Here is a 13,920-nt window from a genome sequence, read left to right on the forward strand (position 1 = left end):
CTAACACTACATTAATTTCAAAGTCAGTATGATGAAAACATCAAATGGAGGGAATGGTGATGTGAATTGATGGACTTTTATATGATTGGCTTATTAATCATTAGTTTTGCCAGTCTATATGCGTTAACAATTTGGTGCTACAAGTTAGTCGAAGAGTAAGGGGGATAAATATGGGGATTGTTATTGGAATTATACTTATCTTACTTTTTGGATATTTAGGGTACGCCCTCTTATATCCAGAAAATTATTAATAGGATGCAGGAGGAATAGAGTATGTGGCAAATAGCCATCGTTTGTATTATATATTTACCGCTTGTTATCCTAACGGGCCATTATCTTTTTCATGTAACGATGCATAAAAAAACATGGCTCGATCCAGTGATGGATAAAGTAGATTATGTCATTTATAAATTATGTGGCATAAAACAAGTGGATATGACCGGAAGACAATACGTGCTGTCGTTAATTATTTCGAATGCTTTTATGGTGTTCATTGGATATATACTATTGCGCATTCAATCTTTTTTGTTGTTAAACCCTAATGAAATTGAAAATATGGAGGCAACGCTATCCTTTAATACGATTATTTCGTTTATGACAAACACAAATCTGCAGCATTATAGTGGTGAATCTGGTTTAAGTTATTTGTCACAAATGCTCGTCATTATTTTTATGATGTTCACATCAGCAGCGACAGGCTATGCAGCTTGTATGGCATTTTGTCGACGGTTAGTGGCGAAAAGTGATACTTTAGGCAATTTTTATGTAGATTTTGTACGTGTGATCACACGTGTATTAATGCCAATTTCAATTGTAGTTGCCATTATTTTAGTATCGCAAGGTTCGCCTCAAACATTAAGTGCGAATAAAACCGTCCAAACGATCGAAGGAAAGATGCAAGATATCGCACTTGGACCTGTTGCATCGCTAGAATCGATTAAACATGTTGGTACAAATGGAGGTGGCTTTAATGGAGCCAATTCCACGACTCCTTTTGAAAACCCTACAGCTATATCCAACATCGTAGAAATGCTATCTATGATGTTGTTACCTGGGGCTTGTGTTATAGCATTTGGCTTGATGGTTGCTTATAGAAAAAAGAAGGCGATAGTTGGTAAACAAGGGCTAGCAATCTTTAGTGCCATGAGTATGCTGTTTCTAATTGGTCTAGTAACAGTGTACATAGCTGAGCGTGCTGGAAATCCACTTATTAGTGAGCTAGGTATTACACAGGAACTTGGCAGTATGGAAGGAAAAGAAATGCGCTTTGGTATAGCACAATCGGCTCTTTTTACTGCTGTTACAACTGCTTTTACAACTGGCTCTGTCAATAACATGCATGATACTTTAACACCGCTTGGTGGACTTGTGCCGATGTTTAACATGATGATAAACGTTGTATTCGGTGGTAAAGGCGTTGGGCTAATGAACATGATGATGTATGTGCTACTGACGATTTTTATAGCTTGTTTAATGATAGGCCGCACCCCGCAATTTTTAGGGAAGAAAATTGAGGAAAAGGAAATGAAGCTTATAGCGCTTTGTATTTTAATTCATCCTGCCATCATCTTGCTATTTTCTGGGCTTGCTGTTGCTACGACAGCAGGAGTGGCGGGCATAACAAATCCAGGGGCGCATGGTTTATCGCAAGTACTATATGAATTTGCCTCTGCCTCTGCCAACAATGGCTCCGGCTTTGAAGGACTAGCCGATAACTCGACATTTTGGAATGTATCGACAGGACTAGCGATGTTTTTTGGACGTTATTTAACGATCATAATTCAATTGGCAATTGCTTCGTTACTTGCTAAAAAAATGTTGCATAGCGATTCAATTGGAACATTGAAAACAGATACTTCGATGTTTACATGTTTGCTTGTTGGAATTGTACTGATGATTGGCGCATTGACATTCTTACCAGCATTGGCACTTGGTCCAATTACAGAGCATTTACAAATACATTCCTAACGAGGAGAGAAATAAATGGAAACAGTAAGAAAAAGTTTTATTTCGAGCGATATGATAAAGCATTCCATGATTGGTGCGTTGAAAAAATTTAATCCATTTTATATGATTAAAAATCCCGTAATGTTCGTTGTAGAGGTCGGATTTATCTTTGTGCTATTGTTATCATTTTTCCCTAATTTGCTTGGGAGCGGGGGAGGAGTGCATGATCGACTCTATAATGTTATTGTAGCTATTATTCTCTTTGTTACGATATTATTTGCTAACTTTGCAGAGTCTATAGCAGAAGGGAGAGGTAAGGCTCAGGTACAAACGTTAAAAAATACAAAAACAATTACACAGGCACGAGTTCTTTTAGCGGATGGTTCGGAAATAATGAAACAGGCACATGAGCTGAAAAAAGGAGATATTGTTTTAGTTCAAGCAGGGGAGGTCATTCCAAATGACGGCGAGGTAATTGAAGGAATTGCAACAGTCGATGAATCGGCCATTACGGGTGAGTCAGCACCTGTCGTAAAAGAACGAAGTGGTGACTTTTCATCTGTTACAGGTGGTACGACGGTCACAAGTGATTGGCTCATAATTGAAATTACTTCACTGCCAGGAGAGTCATTTTTAGATAAAATGATTACCCTTATTGAAGGAGCAAGTCGAAAAAAAACACCCAATGAAATTGCGTTAAATACATTGTTAGTAAGTTTAACGATGATTTTCTTATTAGTAGTCGTGACATTATATCCTATGACGACTTATTTAAATGTGCACATCTCCATTGCAACATTAATTGCACTGACAGTTTGTTTAATCCCAACTACAATCGGGGGCTTACTGTCCGCCATTGGTATTGCTGGAATGGACCGTGTGACACAGTTTAATGTCATTGCGATGTCAGGAAGAGCAGTAGAAGCCTGCGGTGACGTAGACACACTAATATTAGATAAAACAGGAACGATCACTTATGGCAATCGCATGGCATCGGAGTTTTTACCTGTAAAGGGAGTAGCACATCTAACATTAATGCAAGCTGCATGGCTTAGTTCCTTAACCGATGACACACCTGAAGGAAAATCTATATTATCGTTGGCATGCGATTTAGGTGTGAATACGACAGATGAAAAACAAATTATTAAAGCAAGTGAGCATATGCCATTTTCTGCACAAACACGGATGAGTGGATTAAATTTGAAGGATGGCACAAAAATTCGTAAAGGGGCTTACGATACAATTAAACAAGAAAGTATTGCTGCAGGGCATTCTATTCCTCAAAATTTGGAGCAGTTAGTCCAACAAGTATCATCTGTTGGGGGTACACCACTTGTAGTGTCGATGAATAATAATATTTTAGGTGTAATCCATCTTAAAGATGTTGTAAAATCCGGTTTAAAAGAACGATTTGAACAGTTGCGTGCAATGGGTATTAAAACAATTATGTGTACAGGGGATAATCCACTTACAGCAGCGGCTATAGCCAAAGAATCCGGCGTGGATAGCTTTATTGCTGAAAGTAAGCCTGAGGACAAAATAAAGGTTATAAAAGATGAACAGGCACTTGGGAAAGTTGTTGCGATGACAGGAGACGGAACGAATGATGCACCTGCTTTGGCGCAGGCGAATGTTGGTCTTGCTATGAATTCAGGGACGAATGCAGCAAAAGAGGCTGCAAACATGGTAGATTTAGATTCAAATCCAACTAAAATAATTGAAGTTGTAGAGATTGGGAAACAATTATTAATGACGCGTGGCGCACTTACTACATTTAGTATTGCAAATGATGTTGCGAAATATTTTGCGATTATCCCTGCCATGCTGATGGTGGCAGTACCAGAAATGAGCTCGCTTAATATTATGCAACTTTATTCACCGACAAGTGCCATCATTTCCGCTTTAATTTTTAACGCGGTCATTATTCCGTTATTAATTCCTATAGCGATCAAGGGTGTAAAGTATAAGCCGATGAGCGCTGCTAAATTATTACAGAAAAACTTGTTCATTTATGGACTAGGTGGCATCTTAGCCCCCTTTATAGGGATAAAGGTGATTGATTTACTAGTAGGGCCACTGTTATCCATGCTTGGGCTATAGGAGGGAAAAGACATGAAAAGATTTTGGAATAGCGCAAAGCAAGCATTATTTGTATCATTAACAATGTTTGTAGTATGCGGTTTGATTTATCCTTTTACTGTGACTGGCATTGCCCAAGGGCTATTTAATAAGCAGGCAAATGGAAGCATTGTTGAAGTTGATGGCAAAGCTGTTGGTTCAGAACTGCTAGGGCAAGCCTTTACATCACCAGCATTTTTTGTAGGACGTGTTTCTTCTATTAATTATAATGTTTATGCAAAGGAAGATATTGTACCAGATGAACGTGGCGCAACTGTTTATGGAGGAGTTAGCTCAGGAACCTTCAACTATGCACCGTCCAATCCAGAATTAATAAAACGAATAGATGGAGACATTCAATCATTTTTAGAGGAGAATCCAACTGTTAAACAACAAGACATTCCTGCTGATTTAATGACAGCCTCAGGGTCAGGTTTAGATCCGCATATTAGTGTGCAAGCAGCACAAATTCAAATTAACCGAATTGCAAATGCAAGCGGACTGTCAGTGAAGGAAATTGAAGAAATTGTGGAGGTTAATACAGAAGGACGCGCGCTCGGAGTATTTGGAGAAGAGAAAGTAAATTTTTTAATGGCTAATTTGGATATTTTCAACAAGATGAAGCAATACGAATAGACGATAGAAAGCCTTTAGTTAAAAAGGCAGATAGAGAAAAAGGCATAGCAAAATTTTCTCTATCTGCTTGTAAAAGAAATGATGCGGAGTTTTATCCTTGTGCGTTAACAAGAATTTTAATATGATTTTTCTCCTTCAGTAACGTTTCAAAGCCTTCTGTAACAATATCATCGAGCCCAATGCGCTTTGTAATAAGCTTGTCTGCTGGGAAGTAACCTTTTGTCATTAACTCCATAACAGATGGGAAGACATCACGATAAGCCATAACTCCTTTTACGGTGCGCTCTGAACGCACAATAATGTTAGGCTGTATAGAAGCGACAGATTCCCAAATAGAAACGATTATTGTTTCGCCTTCAAAAGTAGTGGAGTCAATGGCTTGTTGTAAAACGGCTGGTGCGCCTGTTACTTCAAATGCTACTTCGACACCACCATCTGTTAATGCACGAATATGCGCAACTGCATCCTCTTCCTTTGGATTAATAACAGCGGTTGCGCCCAATTCCATCGCTTTTGCAGCACGTTCGGCTGAAAGTTCCACAGCGTAAATTTCAGACGCTCCTGATGCCCGTAATGCATCAATCACAAGGAGACCAATTGGCCCTGTTCCAAAAACAGCTGCTTTATCACCAACTTTTAATTTACTTTGACGCACTGCGTGTAAAGCGACCGCTGCTGGTTCTACAAGTGCACCTTGTTCATAGGATAGGCCTTCAGGCATTTTGTGCACCATCCGGTCATCTACCATTGTATATTGTGAAAAGCCACCGCCACCGCCGGAAAGTCCGTGGAAACCAAGGTGCTGACAAATATTATACTTTCCCTTCCTACAAGCAGCGCATTCGCCACAGGCGAGAATAGGTTCGATTACGACTGCATCACCGATTTTTACTTTTGTGACCCCTGCGCCAACTTCTACTACCTCGCCTGAAAACTCATGACCCATAACAATTGGATAAGTATCACTTCTATCATAATGGAGTTGTTTGACTGGAATAAAGATGGGTCCAACTGTATACCTATGTAGATCGCTGCCACAAATTCCAGCCCAATGTACTTTAATTTTTACTTTTCCAGATGCAATGGTAGGCTCTTCAATATTTTCAACACGGATATCTCTTGCTTTATACCATCTTGCTGCTTTCATCATCTAGCAACCTCCTTATAATATTTGATGTTTTATTTTATCATGTGGAAAATATTCAAATCATTAGTTGGATAAAAATCGACATAAAAAAGATGAAAAGTCTATTGTTTTTTTTGCATTATTCACACTTTACATTTTTCATTGCATAATAGCCGCAATTAAAGTAAGTTTGTTAAGGGTTAGCGTTGCATCGATGAAAAAAACAAGAGAATATTGTAAATGCTTATGTTAATGGTATCGAAACATACCTAAAAGGCCGAATCATGGTACAATGGGAAAGATGTAAGGAGGAACGAATTATGTCAAAATATACTGATTATAATTTTCAGCCATTTTTGCAGGACGCAATTGCAAAGCTTGGCTTCACAGAACCAACACCAATACAAAAGGAAATTATTCCGCTAATACTTAAAGGGAAAAGTGCGATTGGTCAAGCACATACAGGGACAGGGAAAACGCATAGTTTCCTTATTCCAATCGTGCAACGCATTCAAGTTGACAAGCAAGAGGTACAAGCTGTTATTACTTCGCCAACACGAGAGCTTGCTCAACAAATTTTTGATGCGTTAAATCAATTAATAGAAGGAACAGAGATTCAAGCGAAATTATTTATTGGGGGTACGGACAAACAACGCTCCATTGATAAGTTAAAAACGCAACCACAAATCGTTGTTGGTACACCAGGACGTATTCGTGATCTTGTTTCAGCTCAAGCGTTATTTGTGCATACGGCACCAATTTTAGTTGTGGACGAAGCGGACCTAGCATTCGATATGGGCTTTATCGAAGAGATTGACGGCTTTGCTTCTCAAATGCCAGAAAAGCTTGAAATGTTCGTGTTCTCAGCAACAATTCCAGAACGTCTACAGCCATTCCTAAAAAAATACATGGAAGCTCCTGTACACATTCATATGAACGATAAACGTCCAGTAGCAGAAGGTATTGACTTTGTGCTTGTGCCTGTTCGTTCGAAATCACGCAACAAACGTTTACTTGATGTCATTGAAGGCATTAACCCGTTTTTAGCGGTCATTTTTACTAATACACGTAAAAATGCAGAGCATGTTGCGGGCTATTTAAACGAGCAAGGGATTCGCTGTGGTCAAATTCATGGTGATTTAACCCCTCGTGATCGTAAAAAAATGATGAAGCAAGTTCGCGATTTAGAGTTTCAATATATCGTGGCAACAGATCTTGCTGCGCGTGGTATCGACATTCAAGGAATTTCACATGTCATTAACTATGAAATTCCAGAAGATCTAGAATTCTTTATTCACCGTGTTGGACGAACAGCACGTGCAGGCAATAAAGGAACGGCGATTACATTATTTGAGCCTTCAGACGAGGACGCATTAGCGCGCATTGAGAAAATGGGTATTCCGTTTGAACAAAAGGATGTCAAAGATGGTGAATGGTCTGAACTAAAAGAACGTCATGCGCGTAAAAACCGAGTGAAGCACGAAAATGAAATTGATGTAAAAGCAAAATCTTTAGTGCGCAAGCCGAAAAAAGTAAAACCAGGCTACAAACGTAATATGAAATGGGAAATGGAAAAAATTAAAAAACGCGAACGTCGCATAAAAGCACGCGGCAAAAAATAAGGAGGCATATATATGTTACTTGGCTCACATGTTTCAATGAGCGGTAAAGAAATGCTGCTCGGCTCTAGTAAAGAAGCTCTTTCTTATGGTGCTAACACCTTTATGATTTATACGGGTGCTCCACAAAACACGCGTCGAAAACCAATTGCAGATCTTAATATTATGAATGGTCTATTACACATGAAAGAGCATGGCATGACCAATATTGTCGTGCACGCTCCATATATTATAAATATTGCAAACACTGAAAAACCTGAAACCTTCCGTCTTGGTGTAGATTTCCTACAATCAGAAATTGAGCGCACTGCTGCATTGGAAGCAACACAAATTGTATTACATCCTGGTGCACATGTAGGCGCTGGAGCAGATGCAGGGATTGCCAAAATTATTGAAGGTTTAAATGAAGTGCTTTCACAAGACTTTCCCGTACAAATTGCATTAGAAACAATGGCAGGTAAGGGAACAGAGTGTGGGCGTTCTTTCGATGAACTTGCCAAAATTATTGATGGTGTTACACATAATGAACGACTTTCTGTATGCTTTGATACATGCCATACGCATGATGCGGGCTACAATATTGTCGAAGATTTTGATGGTGTGTTAAACGAGTTCGATAAGATTATCGGTGTGGATCGTATTAGGGTCCTTCATATAAATGATTCTAAAAATGTTCGTGGCGCAGGGAAAGACCGTCATGAAAATATTGGATTTGGGCATATCGGATTTGATGCTTTAAAATACGTAGTCCACCATCCTCAATTGATGGACGTGCCAAAAATATTAGAAACACCATTTGTTGCATTAAACAGTGATGCTAAATCAAAAACAGCACCTTATAAATATGAAATTGATATGTTACGTAGTGGTGAATTTAAGCCTGAGCTGATTGATGCCCTACGAGGAGAGTAAGAGAAGCGTAGTCAAATGCAAAGAAATTTGTGTTTGGCTACGTTTTTTTATAATAACGCGGATATTTTATCATTCCGCAACTATTTACAAAATGAAACGTCTACATGTGAAATAATGGGGAAGATAAAAGTAGGTATAGAGAATGGATATCATAACAGACAAATTAATCATGATTGCTTTATTTATTTTAATCATTCATTCAATCGAGACACTTGCATATGCAGTGCGCTTATCAGGAGCACGTGTAAAATTACTAGCATCTGCTTTATCTCTTTTTAATGTGATGGTCATGGTTTCGAGGTTAGCGAATATGATGCAACAACCGTTTACAGGGAGTTTAGTCGATACTGCACCCGCTGACAATACGTTAACCTTTGTAGAAAATCAGTTTCGCTTTATTATTGGAGCGGCATCAATCGGTACGCTATTAGGGATATTATTACTGCCAACATTCGTAGCAATCTTTTCAAGAGGGATTATTCATTTAGCTGAGGAAAGAGGTTCGATCCCTGCCTTATTGAAAAAAGGATTGACGTTTGAATATGTTAGACGTGGCATTAAGCATATTCGTAAGCCTAGCTTTAGTTATTTAAAAGGCATTGGGTTAAGGGATATTCCAGTCAAATTATTTATTATTAATATTGTTATTACAGCGATATATACGATTGGGGTTTTATCCGCTTTATATGCAGCTTTACTAGTACCTGAACACAATAATACTGCTATAATGGCTTCTGGATTAATCAATGGCATAGCGACGATTCTGTTAATTATTTCCATTGACCCAAAAATATCAATACTTGCTGATGATGTCATCAACAAGCGAGGTAGCTATTTAGATTTAAAAAGAGCATCTGTTATGATGATGACATCAAGATTTTTAGGCACGATTTTGGCACAAGTATTATTTATACCAGGGGCACATTATGTTGCTTGGTTTGCGAAACTGATTGCTTAATCGCTAAGAAGGAATTCGATTATAAAACGAGAATTTAAATATGATGAATAGGAAGGGTGACTTTTATGAATATAAAGGGCTTTGGCGGAATCTTTTGGAGAACCAGAAGTATAGAGGACATAAAAAAATGGTACAGGGAAGTGCTCAATATGGATATTAACGAGTGGAATGGTACCATTATTACGCCGCAAGAAGGGAACGAAACGATTTTTTCGCTCTTTTCTCAAGATGACGGCTATTTTCCACTAGCACAACAAGTGATGCTAAACTTTCAAGTAGAAAATATTGAGGACAGCATTAAACATCTAGAAAAAATGGGTGTTCCGCTTGTAAAGGAAAAAGAAGTGAGTGAATTTGGCAAGTTTATTTGGATTGAAGATCCTGAAGGCAGACGCATAGAGCTATGGGAGAAGTAATCGAAAATAAAAAACAGAGAAACATTTATTTGGGTTCTCTGTTTTTTTAATCAAGACCAATAATTAGTATATATATAAATGGCATCAATGAAAAAGGCACATTTTCCACAAGAAAATGTGCCTTTTTCATGTCTTTAGAAGAACCCATTTTGCATTTTGTAAATTATAATTAACTTAATGCAATTTATATATTGCAAAAAGCAATGTTGTTTTATATAATAAAATTAATAAAACGAATGGAGGAAAATTATGGCTGCAAGACAGAAGAAGCAAGTTGATGAACGTGTGGAAAATTTACAAAATAAAATATACAAAGAAGTTTATGTATTGATCATGATTGTATGTTCAATATCAATCTTAATTAAATTCTTTAAAATGGGTGTGTCCTTGGATAATGTAATAACAGAGTGGTTGATTATATTTATATCATCTGTCTATTATTATGTTAGAACGGCTTATCTTGGCATATTGACTGATGAAATAGAGGTTCACGATAGTAATAGCAAAGTCAAATTAGGAACAAAAAATGTACTTTTTGGTGTTGCATTTGGTTTAGTTTTTGCAATTATTTTAGGACTTAACAGTGCTTTCAATTATGCTGACAGCACACAACAAGCAATAGAATATTTCTTCGTTGTCTTTTTAGTATCTCTACTTATATATGTGCCATTTTTTGCAGGGTTTTTGGGATTATCGTATATGGCTGCTAAAAAGAAAAGTGATCAAGTCGTACAAAAAAATTTAGAAGATTAACAAGTGGTGATAAGCATGAAAAATATCCGTTTAAAAATGGCTCGAATAGAACATGATCTGTCACAAGAAGATTTAGCACAAAAAGTAGGGGTTACTCGACAAACGATCGGCTTAATTGAAGTAGGTAAATATAATCCGACATTAAACTTATGTCTTGCAATCTGTAAAACATTAAATAAAACGTTAGATGAATTGTTTTGGGAAGAGTAAGAAAGAAAACCTCCATTTTGAACTTTGTCAAAGTGGAGGTTTTACTATATTTGAGGGAAATCAAAAGTTAAAATTACTGCAATTGTGTTCAAACAAAAGATAAATACTGCGGTGGATTTCCGCTACGGGCTGGCGCTTTCCGCGGGCACAACGTAAGTCGCAACCCTCGCTAACGCGCGGTTTGTTGCGTCTCACAATGTGTGCGTTCCCGGAGTCGCCCGTCCTTCGCTCCAATCAACTGAATATGTTGGCAAAGAGAGGTCAGACGGGACTTTCTGTTAACACGCCTTCACGCAACCTAAAAACTTGATCACATAAGGAATCAATATCGATTTTATTATGTGAAGTTAATAATATGGTAGCACCTCGCTGTTTTTCCGCGTTAATAATGTTATAAACATTTTGGACAGAATCTTCGTCCAAAGCATTCATTGGCTCATCTAGTAAAATTAATTCTGGTCTTTCCATAATGCTTTGAGCGATCGCTAGTTTTTGCTTCATCCCAAGAGAGTATGCTTTAACAGGGCGTTTATCTTCGGGATCTAAACCTACTTTTGATATCGCAGCTTTTATCTCTTGGTCAGTAATTTGCTTACGTATTGATGCTAAAAAATTCAAGTTGGAAAACCCTGAATAATGCTCTAAAAATCCTGGTTTTTCAAGAATAACACTTGCACTTTTAGGAAATGAAATATCTCGATGTAACACATCCCCGAATAATTTTACGGTTCCGACACTCGGTTTTACTAAGCCACAAATAACGCGAAATAACATCGATTTCCCTGAACCGTTATGACCAACAAAGCCATAAATTTTCCCTCGTTCTAGCTGAAAATTTATATTTTGAAGCACAGTCCTTCCTTTAATCACCTTAGAAACGTTGGATACTTCAATTGACATATCGTAACCTCCCTAGAAGTAATCTTTTTTTAATCCGAAGCGAACAATGAGTAGACACATCATACAAATTAATAGCCCTTCGATAAATAAAACAATAGCGACCATGTTTGCCTCTAAATTTCCCATTAGCCCATAATAGAAAGGAATATAAGGAGCGGATTGCTTAATACCCGCAAAAAATAGAATGATCAGTAGCACAGATGCAATTTTACCTGAAAACAATAATTCGATTATTTTCCAAAGCAAAGCATGACAGTACATATTGATACACAGAATCAATGCCTGTAGCACAATCAAGATATCAAATTGTAGTGTCACGTGAGCTTTTAAAAAAAGGAAGAAGCTCATGAGATAAGTGATTGCGACATAGCATGCAGTGAATATAAGTAGAATTAGCAGCCGATTAAGCCAAAACCAGCTTTTTGTTGGATAGCGTAATAGCATATTGTATGAAAAAGAAGTGGAGCGAGGCTTCCAAATAATTTGAATTAAAAGCACATAACCAAACCATAGCAAAGTCCAGTACATCCAAGTAAGTTCCTCCACTTGTCCCAAAAGGGCAGTAAATGCTTGGCGCAATGTCATGCCATCAAAAAGTGATGTCATATAGAGTAACAATAAAGTAGTACATAATGGGTAGACGATACAAATACAACAAATTTTAAGGGCATCTTCTCGCAGTAGTTTCCACTCTAACGAAAATGTCGTCATGAATCATCATCTCGCACGTAAAAGTCTACTTTATTGACTAAATAATGAATAGCATTGATTAGCAATACCATAACGGCAATTAGTATAAAGAATGTACTTAAAGGTGACGTTAATTCACTGTGAAAGGCAATATACACAAAGTGCTCTATATATCGATCCAACATGCCAAGAATCATAACTACAATTGCACTAATGAAGTTATTTTTGAAAAGTTGTTGCAACACGATATAAAGCAAACCAAAAATAGCCGTAATACAATAAAACATATAGATAAAGTAAAGTAATGAACCGTTTTCTTTAGGCTCAGGCACATATAATAATAGAGCACTGTAATTTGTGATAGAGGGGTAGAATAGCCACTTCGCTAGCGCTGTGCTTAACATACTACTTCCGAAAACGACTGTAGTAAAAAAGGCAGTCACGATAAACACAAAGCAAATTTTATAAGTGGCAAATTGCTGTCGGTGACGAAATCTTCTAAGCAATAGCCAATCATTATTTTTAGATGAAAAAGGCGCTAATAATATTAAAAAAATAGGAATATAGAAATACTCATAAAGAGAGGCTAATATAAAGTCTTTCACCGTATGCCATCTTGTTGCCACTGACATAAAAGGCAATACCTCAAGTAAATGTACCGCTATCATAAAACATGCCACAATCCAAAAGAGCAATTTTTTCAAGCGAATATCCTGTAGACAATAGGTGCAGTACTTATAAAACATCTTCATGTTTCCTCATCCCAATAAAGTAAATGAAAAATGTAAGTGAGATTTGCAACAAAAATTCGATAAACATAATGGAAATGGAGTTGTCTCCATGTATACCTTCCGGAGCTAAAAAGAAAAATGGAGCCCATTTTGGGTGATTGGTAGCTAAAAACCAAAGGCTAGTATAAATAATTTGCGGCATAAAAATTAATAAATAATAATTTTTAATAAACATAGATAGGGCTAGTCCCATACAAACATACGCACTAGCAAACAATCCACCGATAATATAAAATACAGCAACATATGCATATGGAGACATGCTTAGTAAATCCGAAAAAAGAGGTTGAATATCGCCTTTAAAAACACTTAAAGCATTATCTGGTATTGCCAATGTCCCTTCTACAAACCCTTTATAAATATTAGCATAGGTAGTATAGTCCCAATGATTCGTAAATAGATTAACAAGCAATACGCCTAAACATAGTGGCAGTATGAAAAGAAAAAAGGCAGTGATAAAAGTAGTCGCAAACTTTACTGTGTAATATTTGCGTCTATTCATGCGCATAAAAATAAAATGTTGATAGCCGCTTTTTCTTTCGCGATAAATGGAGTCCACAAGTGCAATAGAAATCAACAGCGGAAAAAGTAAATAATACAATTCAGATGCTAAATTGTTTGTAAAACCAAGCCATTGCTTATGCGGGGAAATGAAAATAAGCACATCTTCTACAATATCTTCTTCATAGTATTGGCTATAAATTCGTTCAGTTAATAAATACTCTTCGTTATGTTCGTTCAGACCTATTACGACAGCAATCACAACAAGCAGTAATAATGCACAAATACTAAGATAAAAATTTTTATTTTTAAATAGTTTTTTATATTCAATAAGCATTGATAT

General features: G+C 37.1%; 14 protein-coding genes. 9 read left to right on the plus strand and 5 right to left on the minus strand.

The genetic code is table 11. The features are described from left to right. Positions 1-273 precede the first annotated feature (273 nt). From kdpA to kdpC, 3 genes are read left to right on the plus strand one after another with little or no spacing between them, the layout of a single operon-like run. Positions 274-1,968: a potassium-transporting ATPase subunit KdpA gene (kdpA, locus tag ACIQXJ_RS04030; RefSeq protein WP_403049923.1), complete on the plus strand. Its 1,695-nt coding sequence runs from the start codon at positions 274-276 to the stop codon at positions 1,966-1,968. 15 nt (positions 1,969-1,983) lie between these two features. Beyond that, entirely contained in the window at positions 1,984-4,047 is a 2,064-nt protein-coding gene (gene kdpB, locus ACIQXJ_RS04035; protein WP_403049926.1) for a potassium-transporting ATPase subunit KdpB, read from the plus strand. A gap of 12 nt (positions 4,048-4,059) precedes the next feature. Then, positions 4,060-4,701, plus strand: a complete 642-nt coding sequence (kdpC, locus tag ACIQXJ_RS04040) for a K(+)-transporting ATPase subunit C (protein WP_403049929.1) — start codon at positions 4,060-4,062, stop codon at positions 4,699-4,701. Positions 4,702-4,792: 91 nt separating this feature from the next. On the opposite strand, the gene ACIQXJ_RS04045 is transcribed toward kdpC, so the two are convergent. Continuing rightward, positions 4,793-5,848, minus strand: a complete 1,056-nt coding sequence (locus tag ACIQXJ_RS04045; protein ID WP_403054823.1) for a 2,3-butanediol dehydrogenase — start codon at positions 5,846-5,848, stop codon at positions 4,793-4,795. A gap of 299 nt (positions 5,849-6,147) precedes the next feature. Between ACIQXJ_RS04045 and ACIQXJ_RS04050 the strand changes: the two genes are divergently transcribed. From ACIQXJ_RS04050 to ACIQXJ_RS04075, 6 genes are all read left to right on the plus strand, one after another. After that, the gene (locus ACIQXJ_RS04050; RefSeq protein ID WP_340823678.1) at positions 6,148-7,449 is read left to right on the plus strand and encodes a DEAD/DEAH box helicase; all 1,302 of its coding nucleotides are present in this window, start codon (positions 6,148-6,150) and stop codon (positions 7,447-7,449) included. 12 nt (positions 7,450-7,461) lie between these two features. Continuing rightward, complete coding sequence (locus tag ACIQXJ_RS04055) at positions 7,462-8,358, plus strand: deoxyribonuclease IV (protein ID WP_403049932.1); 897 nt, start codon at positions 7,462-7,464, stop codon at positions 8,356-8,358. A gap of 142 nt (positions 8,359-8,500) precedes the next feature. After that, positions 8,501-9,316, plus strand: coding sequence for a lipid II flippase Amj family protein (locus tag ACIQXJ_RS04060; RefSeq protein WP_403049935.1), 816 nt, complete (start codon positions 8,501-8,503; stop codon positions 9,314-9,316). A 65-nt stretch (positions 9,317-9,381) separates the two neighbouring features. Then, on the plus strand, positions 9,382-9,732 hold the full coding sequence (locus ACIQXJ_RS04065; RefSeq protein WP_403049938.1) for a VOC family protein: 351 nt from the start codon (positions 9,382-9,384) through the stop codon (positions 9,730-9,732). A gap of 249 nt (positions 9,733-9,981) precedes the next feature. Continuing rightward, positions 9,982-10,485, plus strand: a complete 504-nt coding sequence (locus ACIQXJ_RS04070) for a DUF6773 family protein (RefSeq protein WP_403049941.1) — start codon at positions 9,982-9,984, stop codon at positions 10,483-10,485. 15 nt (positions 10,486-10,500) lie between these two features. Continuing rightward, a complete protein-coding gene (locus ACIQXJ_RS04075) occupies positions 10,501-10,695 on the plus strand; it encodes a helix-turn-helix transcriptional regulator (protein WP_401010468.1) in 195 nt (64 codons plus the stop codon). A gap of 261 nt (positions 10,696-10,956) precedes the next feature. Here ACIQXJ_RS04075 and ACIQXJ_RS04080 read toward each other — a convergent pair whose 3' ends face one another. Genes ACIQXJ_RS04080 through ACIQXJ_RS04095 form a run of 4 tightly spaced genes read right to left on the minus strand, consistent with a single transcriptional unit; the run spans position 10,957 to position 13,914 of the window. Next, a complete protein-coding gene (locus tag ACIQXJ_RS04080) occupies positions 10,957-11,595 on the minus strand; it encodes an ABC transporter ATP-binding protein (RefSeq protein ID WP_403049944.1) in 639 nt (212 codons plus the stop codon). A 12-nt stretch (positions 11,596-11,607) separates the two neighbouring features. Then, the gene (locus ACIQXJ_RS04085) at positions 11,608-12,306 is read right to left on the minus strand and encodes a hypothetical protein (protein ID WP_403049947.1); all 699 of its coding nucleotides are present in this window, start codon (positions 12,304-12,306) and stop codon (positions 11,608-11,610) included. After that, complete coding sequence (locus ACIQXJ_RS04090) at positions 12,303-13,037, minus strand: hypothetical protein (RefSeq protein WP_403049950.1); 735 nt, start codon at positions 13,035-13,037, stop codon at positions 12,303-12,305. Before ACIQXJ_RS04090 ends, ACIQXJ_RS04085 begins: the two co-directional genes overlap by 4 nt. Beyond that, entirely contained in the window at positions 13,021-13,914 is an 894-nt protein-coding gene (locus ACIQXJ_RS04095; RefSeq protein ID WP_403049953.1) for an NADH dehydrogenase FAD-containing subunit, read from the minus strand. The genes ACIQXJ_RS04090 and ACIQXJ_RS04095 overlap by 17 nt, the downstream gene beginning before the upstream one ends. Positions 13,915-13,920 lie beyond the last annotated feature (6 nt).

This window comes from Lysinibacillus sp. NPDC097868, from assembly GCF_044761135.1.
Taxonomy (GTDB): Bacteria; Bacillota; Bacilli; order Bacillales_A; family Planococcaceae; genus Lysinibacillus.